Origin of the sequence: Flavobacterium sp. WG21 (assembly GCF_000335775.1) — a bacterium.
In the GTDB taxonomy this organism is placed as follows: Bacteria; Bacteroidota; Bacteroidia; order Flavobacteriales; family Flavobacteriaceae; genus Flavobacterium; species Flavobacterium tructae.
Window position 1 is genome coordinate 41491 of sequence record NZ_AMYW01000001.1, and the last position, 23083, is coordinate 64573.

General features: G+C 34.1%; 13 protein-coding genes. 5 read left to right on the forward strand and 8 right to left on the reverse strand.

Going from position 1 to position 23083, the window contains the following annotated elements; genetic code table 11:
• On the reverse strand, positions 1-4827 hold the full coding sequence (locus C245_RS23520) for a T9SS type A sorting domain-containing protein (RefSeq protein ID WP_017494574.1): 4827 nt from the start codon (positions 4825-4827) through the stop codon (positions 1-3).
• Positions 4828-4977: 150 nt separating this feature from the next.
• A complete protein-coding gene (locus C245_RS0100235; protein WP_017494575.1) occupies positions 4978-9096 on the reverse strand; it encodes a LamG-like jellyroll fold domain-containing protein in 4119 nt (1372 codons plus the stop codon).
• Between the two features lie 511 nt (positions 9097-9607).
• Between C245_RS0100235 and C245_RS0100240 the strand changes: the two genes are divergently transcribed.
• Both C245_RS0100240 and C245_RS0100245 read left to right on the forward strand, forming a co-directional pair.
• Complete coding sequence (locus C245_RS0100240; protein ID WP_026109773.1) at positions 9608-11242, forward strand: S8 family peptidase; 1635 nt, start codon at positions 9608-9610, stop codon at positions 11240-11242.
• A 62-nt stretch (positions 11243-11304) separates the two neighbouring features.
• Positions 11305-13185: a M1 family metallopeptidase gene (locus tag C245_RS0100245; protein ID WP_017494577.1), complete on the forward strand. Its 1881-nt coding sequence runs from the start codon at positions 11305-11307 to the stop codon at positions 13183-13185.
• A 63-nt stretch (positions 13186-13248) separates the two neighbouring features.
• On the opposite strand, the gene C245_RS0100250 is transcribed toward C245_RS0100245, so the two are convergent.
• Complete coding sequence (locus C245_RS0100250; RefSeq protein ID WP_017494578.1) at positions 13249-13788, reverse strand: DUF5683 domain-containing protein; 540 nt, start codon at positions 13786-13788, stop codon at positions 13249-13251.
• 87 nt (positions 13789-13875) lie between these two features.
• Positions 13876-14844: a hypothetical protein gene (locus tag C245_RS0100255; protein ID WP_017494579.1), complete on the reverse strand. Its 969-nt coding sequence runs from the start codon at positions 14842-14844 to the stop codon at positions 13876-13878.
• Between the two features lie 176 nt (positions 14845-15020).
• Between C245_RS0100255 and C245_RS23525 the strand changes: the two genes are divergently transcribed.
• Complete coding sequence (locus C245_RS23525; RefSeq protein ID WP_017494580.1) at positions 15021-15368, forward strand: helix-turn-helix domain-containing protein; 348 nt, start codon at positions 15021-15023, stop codon at positions 15366-15368.
• 194 nt (positions 15369-15562) lie between these two features.
• On the opposite strand, the gene C245_RS0100265 is transcribed toward C245_RS23525, so the two are convergent.
• Positions 15563-16501, reverse strand: coding sequence for an L-threonine 3-dehydrogenase (locus C245_RS0100265; protein ID WP_017494581.1), 939 nt, complete (start codon positions 16499-16501; stop codon positions 15563-15565).
• A 309-nt stretch (positions 16502-16810) separates the two neighbouring features.
• Between C245_RS0100265 and C245_RS0100270 the strand changes: the two genes are divergently transcribed.
• Positions 16811-17437 (forward strand): hypothetical protein, encoded by a 627-nt coding sequence (locus C245_RS0100270; protein ID WP_017494582.1) that lies wholly within the window; start codon positions 16811-16813, stop codon positions 17435-17437.
• Entirely contained in the window at positions 17430-20795 is a 3366-nt protein-coding gene (gene mfd, locus C245_RS0100275) for a transcription-repair coupling factor (RefSeq protein WP_017494583.1), read from the forward strand. Before C245_RS0100270 ends, mfd begins: the two co-directional genes overlap by 8 nt.
• 68 nt (positions 20796-20863) lie before the next feature.
• Here the strand turns inward: mfd and C245_RS0100280 are convergent, their stop codons facing one another.
• The 3 genes from C245_RS0100280 to C245_RS0100290 form a co-directional block, all read right to left on the reverse strand.
• Positions 20864-21520 carry a hypothetical protein gene (locus C245_RS0100280; protein ID WP_008466087.1) on the reverse strand — a complete coding sequence of 219 codons (657 nt, stop codon included), beginning with the start codon at positions 21518-21520 and terminating at the stop codon, positions 20864-20866.
• 117 nt (positions 21521-21637) lie between these two features.
• Positions 21638-21997, reverse strand: coding sequence for a YraN family protein (locus C245_RS0100285; protein ID WP_017494585.1), 360 nt, complete (start codon positions 21995-21997; stop codon positions 21638-21640).
• 166 nt (positions 21998-22163) lie between these two features.
• The gene (locus C245_RS0100290) at positions 22164-23063 is read right to left on the reverse strand and encodes an LD-carboxypeptidase (RefSeq protein ID WP_017494586.1); all 900 of its coding nucleotides are present in this window, start codon (positions 23061-23063) and stop codon (positions 22164-22166) included.
• Positions 23064-23083: the final 20 nt, after the last annotated feature.

Genomic DNA, 23083 nt, shown 5'->3' on the forward strand with positions numbered 1-23083 from the left:
TTATTTTTTTATAATTTTAATGTATTCAGGAGTATCTAAATAAACTTTTATAGCATAGATTCCTGAAGGTTGATTTTCAAGATTTAATTTTATTTTTCCACTCTCGATAACAAGTGTTTTGGTTGAAATTAATTGACCGGAGAAATTGTATAATTCTACTTGAACTTCGCTTTTAGCGCCTGGAATTTCTATCTCAAAACTTCCTGAAGTAGGGTTTGGATAAGCAGATAAAATTTGTGATTCGAAATCAGAAACAGAAACATTTTTAGCAAAAGCACCTTCACAGGCTTTTGCAGTTACTACTTCTACTAAAGCATTTTTAGTAACATCTACAGAAAAAGAAGCATCATTGGTTTGAAACTGTTCTGTTCCGTTAACAAATACAGTAAACGGAGCTGTTCCTTCAATGATTTCAACATTAACTTTTTTATCAGTTACAACAGATTTTCCTGAAACGGTTGTTGCTTTTGCAATTGTAATCGTAAAATTTTGTTCGAATGTGCGGCCCGCAACCGTAATGGATACTTTATAAGTCCCTGGCGCTAAACCTGAAACTTTTAGACTATTATTGGTAAAATCATAGTTTTTACTATTTATTACAGCCGTATAGTTTTGAGTAGATTTTGCAGTAATGTTTATTTCACCATTATTTTCATTTAAGCAGGATTCACTTTTAGATTCAACAGTAAAATTATCAATTGGTAATGTCAAGATAGCGCCGCAACTAGTGTTGTAAGTTGCAGTATCATCTTTTAGCGTAGACCAGTTTGTGTTAGAGTAGGTAACATCATCAACCTGGATACAAGTTAAATCAGGATTTTTTCTAAAATCAAGACTACTGTATCCAGTGGTGCTCAATTTAGTATTATTACCATTTTTAATGTTTAGATAAGTCAGTTTATTATCAGAAACATTTAGATAGCCAACTTTTGAATTAGTTGAAATGTCAATTGAAGACAACTGATTTGATTGACAATTAAAGGCATATAAATCCTTGTTTTTGGTTAAATCTAATTCTGTTAACTGATTAGAATTACAAATGAAATGCTGCAATGAGACCTGTTTCGACATATCCAGTTTTTTCAGCTGATTGTTGTTACAAGTTAATTGCACTAAATACAAGTTGTTTGAAAAGTCTAAGCTTGTAAGGTTATTTACCTGACATTGCAGATAAGATAAATTTTTGTTTCCTGAAAGATCAAGAGTCGTTAATTGGTTATGATCACAATTTAATAAATTCAAAGAAGCATTTTTTGTAACATTCAAATTGCGCAGTACATTGTCTCTGCAAATTATCTCCGTAATGGCAGTATTGTTTGAAAAGTCTAAAGAGGTTAATTGATTTTCAAAGCAATAGATTAACCTTAAAGAGGTGTTCTTAGAAAGATCTAATTCTGTTAAGCGGTTCTTATTACAATACAGTGTTTTTAATGCAGTGTTTTTTGAAAGATCTACTTTTGAAATATAATTATAAGAGAAATTTAATTGTTCCAGGGCAACAAAATCCTGAATTCCGGTTAAATCCTGAATAGGATTTACAGGGCTGCCATTTGAATCGCTTACATTAAGATCTTTAAGTGTGTTAATACTTGAAGTAAGTACGGCTCCATTTACCCCATCAGTATCAATTTTAAGGGCTATTAATTTTTTCTCAAAATTAGCATCCGGAATAATGGTAAAAGCAACCGAGGTACAGGTTACAGAGTAGTTTGCATTAGCATCTTTTGCGTTTGCCCAATTTGTAGTCGAATAATTTATATCATCAACCTCAATGCATGTCAATGAAGGGTTGTTGGTGAAATTGCCTAGAGTCATGTTGGTGAAATTGGTGTTTTTACCATTTTTCAGATTCAGGCTGTATAAATTGTTTGAAGACGATTGTATTTGTGTAAGTTCGGTATTTGCCGAAAGATTTAAACTTAAAATTTTATTTGAGTTACAATTTAAAGTAGTCAGTTTAAGATTTTTTGTCAGATTTATTTCGACTAATAAATTTGAAGAAACATTTAATTCTTTTAAAGCCGTAAAACCTTCAATTCCTTTTAAGTTTGATATATTGCTGTTTGAAACATTAAGAGTGGTTACAGAGGCAATGCTTGAACTTAATACTTTGCCATTTTTCCCGTCAGTATCTATTCCCAAAGCAATTAATTTTCCTTCAAAATTAGCATCCGGAATCGCTGTAAATGAGTTACAAAATTTATTGTATGAAGCGGTTGCGTCTTTTAAGTTTGCCCAATTTGTATTTGAATAACTTTCGTCATCCACCTGAATACATTTTAAATCCGGATTATTGTTAAACAACGAAGTGCTTTTGTTTAGCAAAGTATTTTTTTCGTTGTTTAAATCTAAACTTACAAGCTTATTGTTTGAACAATCTAAAGAGGTTAGGTTTGTATTTTTAGTAAAATCTAAATATGTTAATTGGTTGTTTTTACAGTTTAAAGTCTCTAAAGCTGCAAAATCCTGGATTCCTGTCAAGTTGGCGATTGAACTGCCAGAAACATCTAAAGATTTTACGCTTGCAATACTTTGTGTTAATACTTTTCCGTTTACCCCATCAGTATCAATTTTAAGAGCAATTAATTTGTTTTCAAAATTAGCATCCGGAATAGTAGTGTAAGCTCTGCAATCTGTAGAAAAATTTGCCCAGGAATCCTTATATGTCACCCAGTTTTGATTTGCATACGTCACGTCGTCAACCACAATACAAGATAAAGAAAGGTTGTTGTTAAACTTTGTGTATTGTGTGAAATTTTTATTATTACCATTTTTCAGGTTTAAATCATAAAGCAAGTTATTAGTAACATTTACTGAAGTCAGTAATTTGTTTTTTGAAAGATCAAGACTTGTAAGTTTGTTTCTTTCAATATAAAAACTTTGTAAATTTAAATTAGTTGTCAGGTCAATGCTTTCAATACTATTATTGCTAACACTTAAAGCTTCTAAGTTTAAGTTTTTTGAAACATCAATAGCGTTAAGACTATTAACATCACATCTTAAATTCTTTAATAAGGTATTCTGAGATACATCAAGATTATTTAAGCTATTGTACCCTAAATCTAAAACTATTAGTTTTAAGTTTTTAGAAGGATCAAAGCGTTGTAAGCTATTAGAAAGACAGCTTAAATAGGTTAGCTCTTTGTTTTCAGACGTGTTTAATTCCTTTAGTTTATTACTGCCACATTCAAGTGTTTGCAATAAGGTGTTTTTGGTAATATTTATATTCGTTAACTGGTTGTCACGACAGACAACAGTCTTTAAATTTACGTTTGCACTAAGATCTAAATTCGTCAAAACATTATTATAACAATCTAAGCTTTCTAATGCAGTGTTTTTAGAAAGATTTAAAGATGTTAGTTTATTTCCACTCAACCTTAGAGTTTTTAATAAAGTGTTGTTGTCAAAATTTGAACTTGTAATTTTATTGAAACCTAAGTCCAGAGAGGTTAACAAAGTGTTTTGAGACAGATCGATCCCGGTTGTGAATTTATTGTTATAACAATTAAGTAGTGTTAAATCCTTATTGTTTGTTATAGTTAAAGATTCAAGTAAGTTATTGTTTAATATCAGGCTCTTTAGCTTAGTATTATCTGAAAGATCTAATTTTGTTAGTTGATTGCTGCCAAGAGCTAAATTCTCCAGATTGACATTTTTAGACAAGTCCAGAGTTGTTAAACTATTAGAAGTAAGATCAAGTGTTTTTAAGTTTACGTTTTTCGAAAGATCTATAGAGCTCAATTTAAATGTATTACCACCATAAGCCAGGCTTTCGAGAGCTGTGAAATCTTGTATTCCTGTGATGTCTTTGATATTGATAGCAGTATATGTAATCTTTAATGTTTTTACATTTGAGATTGCACTTGTAAGAACTTTTCCGTTTACGCCATCTTTGTCATAACCAAGATAAATTAACTGTCTCTCAAAATCTGCATCAGGAATTAGAGTATATTTTTGATCATCACATGAAACGGCATAATTTGGAGTTGCATCTTTAAGATTTGCCCAATTAGTATTAGAATAAGAGGCATTGTCTACTTGAATACAGGTTAGGTTGGGGTTTCTTTTAAAAGTTGAAGTAGTGGTTAAACGAGTATTATTACCATTTTTTAAGTTGATAGTAGTTAGGTTGTTTGAAGAGCAATCTAAAAACGTAAGATTGGTATTTTTAGAAACATCTAATGTTTTTAAACTATTACCCTGGCAATTTAAACTTTGTAAATACAGATTGGCAGAAATGTCAAGAGTGGTTAAGTTACTGAAATTACAGTTTATAAAAGTCAATGCCGTGTTGTTGGATAGAACTAATCCGTTTGTAAAATCGTTAGCGCTGCAGTTAATTTCTTTCAGCGATAAGTTTTTAGCGATATTCAGGTTTTTTAATTTGTTGTCATAACAATTTAAAGTACTCAAAGCTAAATTAGCAGTTAAATCCAGACTGGTTATTAGATTGGTTGCACAATTTAAATTGGTCAGAGCGGTATTTTTACTAGTATTTAAACTTGTTAATTTGTTTGAAAAACAATTCAGGGTAATTAGTGAAGTGTTGCCCGAGACATCAATTGATGTTAAGTTATTAAACGAGCAAATGAGCTGTGTTAATGCTTTAAAATCACCAATTCCGGTTAGATCATTAATGTTTAATCCTGTGAGGTTTAATGTCTTTATTGACGAGATGTTTGCAGTTAAAACCTGACCATCCGGAACTCCGGAGTCATATTTTTCGTTTATTAAGAATTTTTCAAAGTTTAAGTCCGGAATTTTGGTGGTCTGGGCGTATAAAGAAAAATTTAATAGAAATAGTAACAAGAGTAGTTTTGTTTTCATAGAACGAGTTTAAAATTAGATCGCGCAAGAGTAAGTAATAAAATTGAATATTCCTTACGGGAAGACGTAATGAAAGGACTGAACTTTTTGAATAATAAAAAAATCCCATTCGCCGCGGCGAATGGGATTTTTTAGCTTAAAGAAATGGTATTATTTAAGGATAACTTTTTTCGCAGAAGCGGCATCCTGATGGATTAAATATACGTAATAAACTCCTTTTGGTAAATCGGATAAGTTTATTGTATTGTTTGTATCACTTGAATTTAAAGTAAATGTTTTTACCAATTGTCCTAATGAATTATAAACTGTTGCTTTTTCTAAAGCGATATTATTAATGTTCACTTCACCGGTTGTTGGGTTTGGATACATTGTTATTTTATCAAAAACAGAATCTTCTATGCCTAAATTTTTACAGCTATTAGAATAAATTGTGTTGGGCTCCTTGATTCCGGACCAGTTAGCATTCGAATAATTGGCATCATCAACTTGTATGCAACCAAGAGTTTTAAGTCCTAAAAAGCTGGTATATAAAGAGGCCGCTTTTTTATTTGTTGGAGATGCTAAAACAAAATTTCTATTATTACCATTTTGAAGATTTAATGATAGTAATGGATTATTTGCTACATATACGATTTTAAGTTTACTGTTTTTGGAAAAGTCCAATGTAGTGATTTGGTTTGTTGAAGCATTTAGTGTTTCTAAAGCAAGATTTCTGCTTACATCTAATGCCCTCAATAGATTATTACTGCAATCTAAAAATGTTAGTGCTGTAAAATTCTCGATGCCTGAAAGATCTTTAATAGTACTGTTTGAAAGATCTAAAGACGTAATGGTGCTTATGTTTGCAACAGAGATTTTTCCGTTTAAGCCGTCGGTATCAATTCCTAAATCAATTAATTTTTGCTCAAAATTTTGATCCGGAATCTGAGCAAAACCGGAGGTGCAGTTAGTGTTATAACTTGCAATTGTATCTTTTTTTGCAGCCCAGTTTGTATCAGAATAGGCTTTGTCGTCAACTTGAATACAGCTTAAATTTGGATTGTTTGTAATATTTAGAAATGGCAATTGAAAGTTAATATTATTTCCATTTTTCAAATTTAGACTGGTTAATTGATTAGTGTGAGCATATAAACCCACTAAGGCTGTATTTATGCTTAGATCCAAAGTGGTTATTTGATTTTTTGCAGCATTTAAAAATTCCAGGGATTTATTTTTGCTTATGTTCAAATCTTTTAATTGATTAGACTGACAATATAACTCTGTTAGAGTAGTGAGTTTAGAAACATCCAGGTTGGTTATTTTGTTTTCACGACAATCCAGAAGAGTCAAAGCAGTGTTTTTGCTCACGTCTATAGAAGTTAATTGACTGGTATTACAGCCCAAAAATGTTAAAGCAGTATTGGTGCTCACATCCAAAGAAGTATATTGGTTTGAACCTGAATCTAATTTTAGCAGCGCTGTATTTACCTTAACGTCTAAAGAGGTTAATCGGTTTGCGTAACAGCTTAAATTAAGTAAGGCAGTATTATTGCTTACATCTAAGGAAGTTATTTTATTGTTGTTACAATCTAAAGTGGTCAAAGCTTTATTCTTGCTCACATTCAATGCTGATAATGAATTTTGACCGCAATACAAATCAGTTAATGATACAAAATTTTCAATTCCTGTTAAATCTGAAATATTACGATTGGTAACATTTAAGATCTTTACATTACTGATTTTAGAGGTTAAAACTTTACCGTCGATAGTCCCGTTATCAATCCCGCTATCAATTAATTTTTGTTCAAAATTAGGGTCAGGAATTAAAGTGTAATTTTCTGTATTTTCAGGCGTATATAAAGCTGAAATTTCTTCCGGTGTAAGTACACGATCCCAAATAGCAATATCATCGATCGTTCCTTTAAAGCCTTCTTTTGTGTTATCTCCGGAAATTCTTTGTCCAATTCTAAAAAGAGTGCCGACAGTATTTAAATTCACCGCTTTTTGATCCACAAATTTGCCGTTTACATATATCGAAAGCTGAGTTCCATCATAGGTAACAGTGAAAAAATACCAATCGTTGTTAGAATAATTAAAGTTGTTTACATAAAAATCATCATTAGAAAAATCAGAACCAGTTATTGCTTCAAGGTAACCTTTACTATAAACAGAAAGAGACAATCTTTGTAATTTTGCTAAAGTCCCATAGTTAAAAATGGAGACTTGATATTTATTCGGATCAGAAAAAGCATCATTTGTTTTAAACCATCCTGAAATTGTTCTCGAAGAATTGTTTTTAGGAATATTTGGCAGAACAGCATCGATATAACTGTTTGTACCATCAAAACTATAAGCTGTATTGCTATTTCCAAATCTGTCTGATGTTAGTGTAGCGCCTGTAACAGTTCCATTTGATCCGTTTCCGCTAAGATCATTCGCATTTCCATTAAAAGGGAAATAAGCAATTAAACCATTTGTTGGTACTTGCCCGTCTATCAAAGCGGGAATCACAGTGACATCAACAACAGTTCTGGTACTTTCACATCCATTAACAGTTTGAGAAACGTAGTATTTACCTGTTTGTAAAGAAGTAGATAAATTTAAGTTGCTCTGTATAATAGCGCTGCTATACCATTTAAGATTAGATCCCGTAGCCTGTAAACTGGCAATAGTAGCACCACTTTTAAAAGACTGTGCATTTGCAGTTGGAGCAGCTGTGACGGATGAGTTTATGGTTATTGTATAAGGATTGGTTGTACATCCTTTGGCATCTTTTGCAATAATCGAGTACGTGCCTGCTGATAAATTAGAGAATATATTTGAAGACTGGAAATTCATGGCAGGATACATAGCATACTGATAAGGTTGCGTTCCGCCAGTTGCCATAGCGGTTATAATTCCGTCATTTTTAGTATTACAAACAGATGTCGCAGTTGCATTAACAGCAATAGGAATTGGTTCTGTAATCGTGATGGTTTTGGATACTGACGATGTAGCGTCGCTTACCGTGCAGGTGTAATTTCCCGGATATAATCCTGTAATTGTTGAAGTTGTATATCCATTAGACCAAAGATATGAATACGGCATCGTACCGCCAGAAACAGCTGTTACTGAGGCTGAACCATTAGCATAACCGGTGCAGGTTATAGCAGTAAAGGATGTTGTGATTGTTAAAGATGATGGGCAATCTATTTTTGTTGGCACTTTTTTATCGATGGTTGTATTGTCACCTAATGGTCCACTTTGGTTTCTACCCCAAGTCCATATATCTCCACCTGTATCGACAGCAACAGTGTGATAGTTACCTGCTAAAATTAAAGACCATTTGGTAGTTGTTCCTACTTGTATAGGGGTATTACTTCCTACAGTTGTACCATTGCCCAGTTTTCCGAATAAGTTCTCACCCCAAGCCCATGATGAATTATCGGTTTGGATCGCATAACTAGCGTTCCATCCGGCAGAAATATTTTTCCAATTTGTAGATGTCCCAATTTGTGTTGGTAAATTTTTATTTAGAGAGGTTCCATCTCCAACTCCACCATTTATATTTTCTCCCCAAGCCCATAAAGTTCCATCAGTTTTTAGAGCGATTGAATGACTGTATCCTGAAGAAATTGTTTTCCAGTCATTAGCAGTTCCTACTTTCGTTGGAATGGTTTTACTAACTAACGTACGATCTCCTAAAGCCCCCTTAGAATTTTCTCCCCATGCCCATAAAGAACCGTCTTTTTTTAAGGCAATGGTGTGTTCTCCACCTGCAGCTACAATTTGCCAGTCAGTATCGGTTCCTATTTGTATTGGAGTATTTTTATTAACGGTGGTGCCATCGCCTAATTGTCCTGTAGAATTATATCCCCAAGCCCATAAAGTACCGTCGGTTTTTATTGCCATGGTGTAATTTCCTCCAGCAGATATACTTTGCCAATCTTTCGCAGATCCGATTTGTTGGACAGCATTATAACCGGCAACAGTGCCCGGACCATTTCCTATTTGCCCTAATGAACCGTAACCCCAAGCCCATAAAGTTCCGTCTGCTTTCATTGCAACGGTATGTCCCCATCCGGCGCTTACCGTTTTCCAGTCATTTGACGTCCCTATTTTTACAGGAGCGTTTTTTTGAGTTGTTGTACCATCTCCCAATTGACCATTACCATTATTACCCCATGCCCACATGGTGCCGTCTGGCTTTATTATAATATTATGGTTGTATCCGGCAGCTATAGATCGGATACATTGAGCCTTAATTTGAAAACAAGAAAGTATTAAAAATAAAAGTAAAATTTTTCTCATACGATAAAAATTTGGTTATTTAATAGTGTGTTTTTTGGTTGGAATATGCTTTATTGAGTGAGCCTTTAAGCTTGATTAGTAATAGTAATAACAATAAAAAAGGATACCTTTTTTTATTGTTGTTTTAAAACCGGCTAAGAATTGTACTTCAGGATATTACCGATAGTTTGGTATATCTGGGAGATACATTTTACAGAAGCAAAAAAAGTAGTTTTATTTTCATAAAAGTATGTTTTTGAGGTTTCTGACGCAAGGATAATAGTTTTAGACGAATTTTCCTTACGGAAAGACGTAAACCATATTTTTTTATTCATTAAAATAAAAAATAGTTAGCAACTATTTTTTGAATGTAAGGATTTGTGTAAATATTTGAAGTTAAGAATCTTAATTATATTTTACACTTTCTTAAAACACAAACAAAAAATCATAACACAGTGTTAATCGTTAGTTTTATGTAACAAAAAATCATAATTTAGACCCATAATTTAACTTTAGAATAGATATTAGATATATGAGTCATATAAAACCCCTCAAATTATCTGCTTTTGCATTAATCGTTTTAGCAGGTTGCACCACCACTATGCAAGCGCAGGAATCGGCAAGAAAAGATTTTATCAAAGCTCCTTTAGCTGTTGTTAAGAAAGCTCCTGTTAGCGAAAATGAATTAAAAAGATGGAGTCACCTTGATTTAATTAAAGATTCGATCCCGGGAATGAGTGTCGATAGGGCTTACGCTGAATTATTGCAAGGAAAAACCGGAAAGAAGGTGATCGTGGGAATTGTAGATTCAGGTGTCGATATCGAACATGAAGATCTGAAAGGGATGATCTGGACCAATTCTAAAGAAATTCCGGGTAACGGAATCGACGATGATAAAAACGGATTTATTGATGATGTCCACGGATGGAATTTCTTAGGAAATGCTGTTCATGAAAATCTTGAATTAACGCGTGTCGTTAAAAAAGGTGATGACGGATCTCCCGAATATAAAGAGGCTTTGGCGCAGTATACTAAAAAATACGAAGACGCTTTAAGAGACAAGCAACAATCTGACTTTTTGTTAGAAGTTCATAAAACAATACAAAAAGAACTTAATAAAACAACTTATAAAATTGAGGATCTAAATACTATAACCTCTACAGATCCAAAAGTTGCCCAGAGTAAAGAGATCATGACTCAAATTTTAACGAATGCAGGGCCAACTTTTGACCCTGACTCTGAGTTAAAAGAGTATAGTAAGCAGGTTTACGGTCAGTTGAATTACAACTTAAATAAAGAATTCGACGGAAGAAAAGTAGTAGGTGATAATCCGGAGGATATTAAAAACACACGTTATGGAAATAATATTGTTTTTGGTCCGGATAAAGAGGAAGCGCTTCACGGAACACACGTAGCCGGAATTATTGCACAGGTTCGCGGGAATAATTTAGGGGGAGACGGAGTTAGTAATAATGTAGAAATCCTGACCGTAAGAGCTGTTCCTGATGGTGATGAATACGATAAAGATATTGCTTTAGGGATTCGCTATGCAGTAGACAACGGAGCAAAAGTAATCAACGGAAGTTTCGGAAAAAGTTTCTCTCCTCATAAAAAATGGGTGTATGATGCAATAAAATATGCAGCAAAAAAAGATGTTCTAATAGTGCATGCAGCCGGAAATGACGGATACAATATTGATGAAACCAAAAACATCAATTATCCAAACGACTCAGAAGATAACGTTAAAGAGTTTGCTGATAACGTAATCACAATTGGGGCACTTAATAAAGAATATGGAGAAACTGTTGTAGCAGGATTTTCGAACTTTGGAAAAATAAACGTAGATGTTTTTGCTCCGGGTGAAGAAATTTATGCAACGGTACCCAACAACAAATACAAATACCTGCAAGGAACTTCAATGGCTGCTCCAAATGCAGCAGGAGTGGCAGCACTGATACGTTCGTACTATCCAAAATTAAAAGCAGCTCAGGTAAAACAAATTTTAATGGACTCAGGAGTGGCGCTTCCATCAATGGTTGTTTTGGGAACGAATCCAAATCCTGAAGCAAAACCGGTAGCGGTTTCTTCGACAGAATCTTCAAGAACAGCTAAAATGGTTAACGCTTACAATGCTTTATTGATGGCCGAAAAAATGTCTAAAAAATAAACAAAAACAGAATACTAACGTAATGGAAGAGTTCGCGCTCTTCCATTTTGATTGAAATAACCATGCGAAAAATTTTACTACTATCTTTTTTGAGTTTGAGTTTAAACTCAGCATTTGCACAAAGCGCTCCTTATTGGCAACAACATGTCGATTACAAAATGGAAGTCTCCATGGATGTAAAAAACTATCAGTACAAAGGAAAACAAGAGTTAGTGTACACAAACAACTCTCCTGATACTTTAAAGAAAGTGTATTACCATTTATTTTTAAATGCATTTCAGCCGGGAAGTGAAATGGATGCTCGTCTGCATTCTATAAAAGATCCTGATGGAAGAATGGTAAATAAAGTAAAAGGCGCAGATGGTAAAGAAACCAAACAAAGCCGAATTGAAACTTTAAAACCAAATGAAATTGGATATTTAAAAATTTCAGACTTTAAACAAGATGGAGTTTCGGCACAAACGAGAGTTTCCGGAACTATTTTAGAAGTGACTTTGGCAAAACCAATTTTACCAAATTCTAAAACAACCTTTACTTTAGATTTTGACGGACAAGTTCCGGTTCAGGTTCGTCGTACTGGACGTAATAATTCTGAAGGAGTAGAATTGTCAATGTCACAATGGTACCCAAAATTAGCCGAATTTGATTTCGAAGGCTGGCATGCAGATCCATACATCGCCAGAGAATTTCATGGCGTGTGGGGGAACTTTGATGTAAAAATTACAATCGATAAAGAGTATACTATCGGAGGTTCAGGATATTTACAAGATAAGAATCAAATAGGTCACGGTTATGAAGATGCAGGTGTAACCGTTACTTATCCAAAGAAAACAAAAACGTTGACCTGGCATTTTATTGCACCAAACGTTCATGATTTTACCTGGGCAGCAGATAAAGAATACACACATGATATTGTAAAAGGACCAAATGATGTTGATTTGCACTTTTTCTACAAAAACAATCCAAAAACAACTGCAAATTGGAAACAATTAGAACCTTTAATGGTGAAAGTAATGGATTATTACAACCACAGAGTGGGAGCATATCCGTACAAACAATACTCTTTTATTCAGGGTGGAGATGGCGGAATGGAGTATGCAATGTGTACCCTAATGCTTGGAAACGGAACTCTTGAAGGAATTTTAGGAACAGCAACTCATGAATTAGGACATTCCTGGTTTCAGCATATTTTAGCTTCAAACGAATCAAAACACCCTTGGATGGATGAAGGTTTTACTACTTACATCGAAGACAGTGCTTTGAATGAATTGAAAGGCGATAAAAAAGAAGTGAATCCGTTTAAAGGAAATTATGCTGCTTATTACAGCCTGGTTAATTCCGGAAAAGAGCAGCCACAAACCACTCATGGAGACCGTTACGATGAAAACAGACCTTATAGTATTTCTTCTTATGTAAAAGGAAGCCTTTTCTTGTCGCAATTAGAGTATGTAATTGGAAAAGACAATGTAGATGCTACTTTGAAAAGATATTACAATGATTTCAAATTCAAACACCCTACTCCAAATGATATTAAAAGATCAGCAGAGAGAGTTTCAGGAGCAGAATTAGATTGGTATTTAATCGATTGGACAGGAACTACCAATACAATTGATTATGGTATCAAAGAAGTAGCGGATAACGCGGGAAAAACCAATATCACTTTAGAAAGAATCGGAAGAATGCCAATGCCGATTGATTTAACAGTGGAATACACAGATGGTACTTCTGAAAGTTTCTACATTCCGTTACGAATGATGAACTTCATCAAGCCAAATCCAAACCCGAATGTAAAAAGAACCGTTTTAGACGACTGGGCATGGGCACAATCGAATTATAGTTTTACAATAGACAAAAACAAAACTGCCATCAAGAAAATTACGATTGATCCAAGCGGATTAATGGCCGATGTAAAAGCAGCAAATAATGTTTATGAGGTGAAATAATAATCACTTAAAAATATAAAAAAAGCCAAAGTTAGTTTTCTGCTAGCTTTGGCTTTTTTGTTTTTAAAAGGTGTAAGTGCAGCTCAGACTAAAGTTATTTTGTAGAGCTATGTTATTTGTATTTACTGTAGGTTTACATGTTAATTGCTTGCTGACGTTAAATTGTGATAAAGAGGCATCAATGTTTGCATCAATAATATTTAAGACATAAAAACCAACAGCGCATAGTAAAGATAAATTACTATTTCGTCTAAATTGTTTTTGAGCAGAAATCAATTGAGAACTATTTAGATTAGATAAATATTCTGAGTTGCTTTGATTTCCGGAAAGTCTGTTTTTATATTCATTGCGATATACATTGTATTGTTTTTGATTGTCGACGTAAAAATATATACTGGTACCGATCGCACCGCAAACTAATGGAACTTTCCAGTATTTTTTATTGTAAACTTGGCCTGATCCGGGCAAAATTGCTGAATAGAAACCTGCTTTGGCTGGGCGTAATGGATCAAGAATTCGCGAATTTAAAGTGTCTTCATTAATTTGAGTTTGAGAATAAAGAGATACAGAAAAAAAGCATATAAAAATTATAAACAAACGCATAGGAAAGAGTTCTTGAAAAATGAAAAAATAGTTTAAATATAAAAAAGTCACTAGCTGAATCTAGTACTGAGTAATTATTTTTTTGTTTTATCGTGTATACTTAAAATTACAAGTTGCCACGCGACCAGCACCCGTAAAAGTTCCTTTAATCAGACCTCCTTCTGGTTGATAGGCTGTCCAGATTTTACTTCCTGTATATCTAATCGAGCTTCCATTTCCTGAAGGATATGGAATACTGAAAGCAAATTCGCTGAAAGGGAAACTTCCTGTTTGGGAGAAACCCGCAATAGAAGAAGCGTCAACATTGAAAGTTGCAGGACAAAGAGATGTAATTCCTGTATTAAAGTTTATATAGTATGCTTTAAATTCTGTATAGTATCTAAAGAAAGTTCTCCCAAACGTGTCTCTATGTTTCTCTCTCCCAGCAGAAAAATCAACCTTAAAGTATAGATCGTTCGAAGTTGCTGCAGTACCAGTTCTAATAAATTCATCACCGATATATTTCCCTGTTGGGTTATTTGATTTATAAATTCTAAAATTAGCAGGAATTCCATCAATCAAAACTTCGCCATTTTCATTGATCACATTTGCTGTTCTATCTTCATAAATAGTTTTTATCTCGTAATTATCTTGAAATAGTAAAGATTTGTACTTGGTTAATAATTTGTCTGCTTCATTTGGATTTATAAGGTTTAGTGAGTTTATTTCATCAGCGATACTTTGAATACTGATGAAATTCAGTTCTTTTCTAAGCTCATAAATATCATTTAATCTATCAGCATGATATTTTTTTAAATTGTTTAAAATTATTGTTTCTGATTCACTTGATTTCTTAGAGAGATTGTTGTCATTTGTATATTTTTCTGATGTATATGCTTCCTTCTTTTCTTTCGTGGAAGTTATTTCATCTATTTTTTTATACATCATTTCGTAGGAGGAAAAATTAAACGTTTCTGTTTTTCTACTTATCGATTGAATGTTATCTGTAGTCGGATTATCTTTACTACAAGAAATAAATGCTATAAAAAGCATGGCGATTAAATAAGTTTTTTTCATTGTCATTAAATTTTTAGTATTGTTTTAAGTCATTAGAATGATAAGGGATAAATATTATCTCTTAAATCAAAATATTTTACAAAAGAATTAAAAAATAAGATTTTTCTTTAATTTAAAAGTTTTGAATTTCAAAACGAAAGTTTTTTTGTAGTATATTAGCCTCAAAAATAAATAGAATGACTTTTGGAACTAGATTGCAACAATTAAGAAGTGAAAAAAGGATGTCGCAAAAGGAGATTTCGACTATTTTGAAAGTTTCACAAACGATTTATGGAAAATGGGAAAGCGATATCTTTTATCCAACCTATAAAAACTTAAAGAAAATAGCCGTTTTTTACAATATTAGTACAGATGCGCTGGTAGACGTTAAAGACAAAAGAAAAGCGGGTAAGATTTTAATTTCGGAAAGTCTGAGCCCGGATCCGGTATCTTTCATTACCATATTTAAACTCCTGAAAAGAATAGAAAAGACCGTTTTATTGATCGAAAGGCAAACAGAGATCCCGGAGAAAGAAGGAGAATGAAAAAGTCCCGTTTAATTTTAGAAATAAATTTTAAAAGGGACTTTTTAATTAATAGATTATTTTCTCAAAAAGCAACCAGATGGAGAAGAATAGAAAAATCTCCATTCCTCTGTTTAATGAGTAATATCGGCGAGCAAATGAGAAGCATAAAAAAAACGCACAATTTGTGCGTTTTTATATTTTGTAAGCAGATCTTATCCTAAATGCTCTAACATGTCTTTTGTCATGGTTTCAAGATCAAAAGTGTGTTTCCAGTCCCAGTCTTCTCTTGCCTGAGAATCGTCGATACTAGCCGGCCAGCTGTCCGCAATTTTCTGGCGGAAATCAGGGTTGTATGTTATTTCGAATTCAGGAATATGTTTCTTAATTTCTGCGGCAATTTCAGTAGGAGTAAAACTCATTGCAGCTAAATTATAGGAAGAGTGTATTTTAATTTTTTCTGCCGGAGCTTTCATGATATTAATAGTTGCATCAATAGCATCATCCATATACATCATTGGCATTTTTGTTTCCGAAGATAAAAAGCACTCGTATTTTTTATCGGCAATAGCTTTGTAAAAAATATCAACAGCGTAATCTGTAGTTCCGCCACCAGGAGGCGTCGACCAGCTGATTAAGCCCGGATAACGGATGCTTCGAACATCAACTCCATAAATATTATGGTAGTATTCGCACCATCTTTCTCCCGCTTGTTTACTAATTCCGTACACCGTAGAAGGCTCCATTACGGTATATTGAGGAGTGTTTTCTTTGGGTGTAGTAGGTCCGAAAACCGCAATACTGGAAGGCCAGAATATCTTTTTTATCTTTTTGGCTTTTGCTAAATTTAAAACATGAAATAATGAATTCATATTCAGATCCCAGGCAAATGCAGGGTTTTTCTCGGCTGTAGCCGATAAAAGTGCAGCCATTAGATATATATCAGTAATTTGATGCACTTCAACAAGATGTTCGATTTGGTTGAAATCTAAAGCATTGACTACTTCAAACGGACCAGAATTTACAACGTCAGTATTTAATTTTCTAATGTCAGAAGCAATTACATTGTCTGTTCCGTATAGTTTGCGCAGTTTTTGAGTCAGTTCCGTCCCAATTTGACCGCAGGCACCAATGATTAATATTTTTGGATTCATTTTTTGAATAGTTTTTTTGAGAGACAAATATAACGTTTTCGCAAATGTTTTCGCTTTTAAGGAGAACAAATTGTAAATTTAACAATGATAAAGATTCTTTTTTAGATTATTCGTTGTTGAATGTGGAACTCAAGTCATAAATTATAAGTATTTTCGATCAGGAATTCAGGATTTTTCTATAAGTCTTACAAAGTAGAATTCCTAAATTTGTTTCGGTCTAATGGCAGCTAAATAATGTAATTTGTACCAAAAATCAGAATTCGTAATTGTAAAATTACTTTGTAACTTTGTAGCTTAATGTTTTACCAAATGAAATATAAGATATCTCTTTTTTTGCTTTTTGTTTTTGTATTGAATTCATGTCAGAATGAAGATGAAAAACGTCGCGCTGAAAACGAAAAGGAAGCCAAAAAAAATGAAGTCATTTTTAATAAAATCAATAAAAGCTGGTCTTTTATCGATGAGCCAATCAACGAAATCTCGGAGCAAAAAGTGAATTCGTGGAGTGAGTGGCGTGACTTTTTGAATGAACTCAGAGATAAACCCAGAAAAACAATTGGAGCATTTCAAAAGAAATCAACTGCGATTTCAAAAAAAGTAATGGCTTTAAATAATAATATTCCTGCAGAATTCAATATTCCACAGATCAGAAGCCGAATTTCTATTTTGATTACAAAAGTCAGAATGATGGATTTATTCATTCATCTGAATCAAATTCCTTCAGAGAAAGTGACATTTTTAATTGGTGAAATCAACAAAGAATTGGTTTCATTAGAAAGACAGATGGATGTTGTTATTGTAAAAAGTAAAATTCCGAAAGAAGAAGGTGAGGAAGATTTCTTAAGAATGTTAGATACCGCTCGTGCCATTCCAAACGAGACCACAGCTCCGATTCCGGGGAAAAATATAGATCCAAACACACCAAAAGTTGAGTAAAAACGCCTTATATACCCTGTATGATAATCTGCCAAAAAATCAGCAGATTGCCACACAATTACTGGAACAGAAACAAATAAAAATGCATCTTAACGGATTGTTAGGATCGGCAGTTTCATTTGTTTTGCGTGCTGTTTTCAAAAAATCAGAATTACCTTTTTTAGTTATTTTAGATAATAAAGAAGAAGCAGCTTATTATTTGAACGATCTCGAACAAATGATCGGAGAACAAGATGTGTTGTTTTATCCCGCGTCATTTCGCCGTCCGTATCAAATTGATGAAACAGACAATGCTAATGTTTTGCTTCGTGCTGAGGTTTTAAACCGAATCAATTCCCGTAAAAAACCTGCCGTAATTGTTACTTATCCCGAAGCACTTTTCGAAAAAGTAGTGACACGCAGGGAACTTGATAAAAACACTTTGAAAGTCGCTTTGAACGATAAAATTTCGATAGATTTTATCAACGAAGTGTTGTTTGAATATGAATTTAAAAGAGTCGATTTTATCACTGAACCGGGAGAGTTTTCTGTTCGAGGCGGAATTGTCGATGTATTCTCGTTTTCCAACGATCATCCGTACCGAATAGAGTTTTTTGGTAACGAAGTAGACAGTATCAGAAGTTTTGATGTAGAAACACAATTATCAGTAGAAACCCATAAAAAGATCACGATAATCCCGAATGTCGAGAACAAACTTTTTCAGGAAAACAGAGAGAGTTTCTTAGACTATATTGCCGAGAGAACCGTTTTGTTTATTCAAAATACCGAAGGACTTTTCACTCAGTTAGACAAACAATTCGTAAGAGCCGAAGAAGCTTTCGAGAAACTTTCAAAAGAAATAAAAAGGGCTGAACCTGAGAAACTATTCTTAAATCAGAGCTCATTTATTAAACGCGCTTTAGATTTTTCAATAGTCGAATTGGCTTCAAAACCTGTTTTTAAAACCACCAAAACATTCGATTTTCATATTCATCCGCAGCCATCCTTCAATAAACAATTTGATTTGCTGCTGAATAACCTGAGCGACAATCACTTTAACGGATATAAAAATTATCTGTTCTGTTCGAATGAAACTCAGGCCAAGCGTTTTCATGATATTTTCGAAACTTTAGACGAAGCTAATTCCGAGAACATTCGAAAACAATATCATACGGTTGTATTGCCTTTGTATCAGGGATTTATTGATGAAGAAAGTCAGATTACAGCCTATACCGATCACCAGATTTTTGAGCGTTATCATAAATTTAATATCAAAAACGGTTATTCGAAAAAGCAGAATATTACGCTTAAGGAATTAACCGCGCTTTCGGTTGGTGATTATGTAACGCATATCGATCACGGAATTGGAAAATTTGGCGGCCTGCAGAAAATTCAGGTTGAAGGTAAAACGCAGGAAGCTATAAAATTGGTGTATGCCGATAATGATATTGTGTATGTGAGTATTCACTCGCTTCATAAAATCTCAAAATACAACGGAAAGGACGGAACTCCTCCAAAAATCTATAAACTGGGATCAAACGCCTGGAAAGTTTTAAAACAAAAAACCAAAGCGCGGGTTAAACATATTGCCTTCAATTTAATTCAGTTGTATGCAAAACGACGTCTGGAAAAAGGTTTTCAGTTTGCACCGGACAGTTATTTGCAGAATGAATTAGAAAGTTCGTTTATATACGAAGACACGCCTGATCAAACTAAATCGACTCAGGAAGTCAAAGCGGATATGGAAAGCGATCGTCCGATGGACCGTTTAGTTTGTGGGGATGTAGGTTTTGGAAAAACAGAGGTAGCGATTCGTGCAGCGTTTAAGGCAGTAGACAATAGTAAACAGGTAGCTGTTTTGGTTCCAACCACCATTTTGGCTTACCAGCATTACCGTACGTTTTCAGAACGTTTGAAAGACATGCCGGTTACCATTGGTTATATGAACCGCTTTAGAACCGCCAAACAGAAAGCACAAACTTTAAAAGATTTAGCAGAAGGGAAACTGGATATTGTGATTGGAACACACCAATTAGTCAATAAAAATGTAGTTTTTAAAGACCTTGGTTTATTGATTGTCGACGAGGAACAAAAGTTTGGAGTAAACGTAAAAGATAAACTTAAGACCATTGCTGCGAATGTCGATACCCTAACATTAACGGCAACGCCAATCCCGAGAACGCTTCAGTTTTCATTAATGGCAGCGAGGGATTTGTCTGTTATTACGACCCCTCCGCCAAACCGATATCCTATAGAAACCAATGTTGTTGGGTTTAATGAAGAAATAATCCGTGATGCCATTTCGTATGAAATTCAGCGTAACGGACAGGTTTTCTTCATCAATAACCGAATCGAAAATATAAAAGAAGTTGCCGGTATGATTCAGCGTTTGGTCCCAAATGCCAGAGTTGGAATCGGTCACGGACAAATGGAAGGAGCCAAACTCGAAGAATTAATGCTGGGTTTCATGAACGGCGATTTCGATGTTCTGGTAGCCACAACAATTATCGAAAGTGGTTTGGACGTACCAAATGCCAATACGATTTTCATCAACAATGCCAATAATTTCGGACTGTCTGATCTGCACCAAATGCGAGGAAGAGTAGGCCGAAGCAATAAAAAAGCATTCTGTTATTTCATCTGTCCGCCTTATTCCTCTATGACTGAGGATGCCAGAAAACGTATTCAGGCTTTAGAGCAGTTTAGCGAACTAGGTAGTGGTTTTAACATTGCGATGAAAGATCTTGAAATTCGTGGAGCAGGAGATTTATTAGGTGGAGAACAAAGCGGTTTCATTAATGAAATTGGATTTGATACCTACCAAAAAATCATGAATGAGGCCATCGAAGAATTGAAGGAGAATGAATTCAAGGACTTATATCCGGAAGAGAACGATATTGAAACCAAGGAATATGTAAAAGATCTGCAAATCGATACTGATTTTGAGCTATTGTTTTCTGATGAATACATTAACAATGTCACCGAACGTTTGAGTTTATACAACGAGTTGGGCGGTGTGAAAAATGAGGAAGAACTGGTAATCTTTCAGAATAAATTAATTGACCGTTTCGGACCAATGCCGCCACGTGCCAATGCTTTGATGAATAGTATTCGCATCAAATGGATTGCAACAAGTGTAGGTATTGAGAAGTTAGTGATGAAGAAAGGCAAAATGATCGGTTATTTTGTTTCAGACCAACAATCTGATTATTACCAATCGAAGCGTTTTCATAAAGTGATCAAGTTTGTACAAACCCATAGTAATCTTTGTCAGATGAAAGAAAAACAAACGCCTAACGGTTTACGTCTTTTATTGACTTTTGACAATGTAAAATCGACCAAACGAGCGTTGGAGTTGATGGAGTTACTGGGAGAATAACAATTTTAAAAGGTATAATATTCTAAACCCGACAGGTTTCAAAAACCTGTCGGGTTTTATTTTTAGATTTAATTCTTTAGGTCCTTAATTACTTTAAAAGCAACATCAACCTGATCTTCCCCCACTAAAATGGTAAATTCGTTTGAAGTCGAAATTACCTCATTGATGATAATTCCTTCCCATGCCAAACGCTGGAAAATGAAATAGTAAATTCCGGGAACCACGATGTTTTCTTTTGGCAATTTTACAGTTATGGAGGCCAGGTTGTCTAATTTCTGAATAAGTTTCTCGCGCATAAAGTGTTTTTCAACCAAATGATTTACGCTGCTGCTTACCACAATATTGGTTTCGTTTACGCCACGTGATGAGGTGTAAAAGATATCAGATAAAGCATTAATGTCAGAAATTAAATCAGCCTGTTTGTTCAAAACAGTTTCGGAAGCGGCAAAAGTATAATCCGTCAATTCAGATCGAACAGTGATTTCACCTATATTCTTAATTACTTTATTGATTTTATGATTCAGTTTAAAATCCAGTTCTTCTGTGAGTCTTTTTAATGACATTACAACAGCACCTTGTTTTACTTCTTTACCAAATTCACTTTCTAATTCGGTCATAATGTTCCGTGAGAGAGAAGTGAGGTTAATAATTCCAAGCGATAGCGCATTTAATAAAAAGGGTTTTGTTTTAATGTAATTTTCGACGATTGAAGAAACGGTTTTCATAGTTTTTTTCTTTTTTTTGTAACTTAATTGGTTTGTTGTAGTTAATTTTGTGTTATAAAACTTCGCGAATATAAATAAAAGAACAATTTGTTACAAATATAACAAGGTAAAATTATGTTAAAAATGGAAAAAAGCGTCTGTAATGTGTTCAATTGCAAATGATTCCTTTTTTTTGTGTATCGCAATGATGTCAAAACGGACTTCAATATCTATTTTCCTATCGTTTATATAGGCATTTACGGCTTTTACCAGCAGTTGAATCTTTTTAGGTTTCACAAAATCCTGTGGTAAACCAAAGCTTAAACTTGATCTTGTTTTGACTTCAATAACGGCCAAAATAGATTCTTTTTCTGCGATAATATCAATTTCGGCCTTTTGAAAAGTCCAGTTTCGATCGAGAATTTTATAGCCATTTTGCTCGAGATATTCCACAGCGAGATCTTCACCTTTTTTTCCAAGTTCGTTGTGTTCTGCCATCTTTTAATTATGAATTGCGAGTTGTGATTTTTTTATGCTGTAATGAGCAATTTACATGCAAAGACGCGAAGTTGCAAAGAAAGGAATATAACTTTGCGACTTCGCGTTTTTGCGAGATTACGATATGTGGTATTTAAAATTCTTTAGAGAAAAATCTCAGAAGCTATTATTTTTTAAAGGTAAGAGAACTTCCGGATGCATTTACATCAATAGTAACGGTACTTCCCATTATTAAGGCCCTATTGTCCTGAATGTGTCCGGCTGGGAAATTAAAAATTACGGGAATATTGTACTTTTTGGTCACATCATCTACAATTTCTACTGCAGTTTTCCCCCATGGAACTTCGTTATCCTTCATTTTGGTCATACCTCCAACAACAATTCCTTTTAGGTTTTCGATACATCCATTGCGTCTTAAATTCATCATCATACGATCGATATGATACAGATATTCGTCCAGATCTTCAAGGAACAAAATTTTATCCTTACAGTCAATTGCCGAAGGAGAACCTAATAAACTGTATAAAATAGATAGATTTCCGCCCACTAATTCCCCGGTTGCGGTTCCAAAGCGGTTCATTTTATCCGGAGCAATAGTATAGGAAATAGGTTCACCAAACAAGGCAGATTTCATTGAACTGACCGCAGCGGGAGTAGCTCTTGGAACCGTTACAGGCATGATCCCGTGAATAGACTGATAGCCCATCGTATTCAAATGATTGTGCAGAACGGTAACGTCACTAAAACCAACAATCCATTTTGGGTGTTGTTTGAATTTGGTAAAATCAAGTAAATCGATCATCCTTACCGTTCCATAGCCACCGCGAACACACCATATTGCTTTAATATTTGGATTGTCTAACTGTTTTTGAAAATCTGCAGCACGTTGTTCATCGGTACCAGCCAGTTGGTTAAAATCCAAACCAATAGTGCTTCCAACTACAGCCTCAAGTCCCCAGCTGTGTAATAAATCAATAGTAGGTTTCAGATTGTCGTCTATATTTTTTCTTGCTGTTGCTAAAATGGCTACAGTATCTCCTTTTTGTAAATAAGGTGGTGTTATCATGTTTTGTTGTGATTGACAGT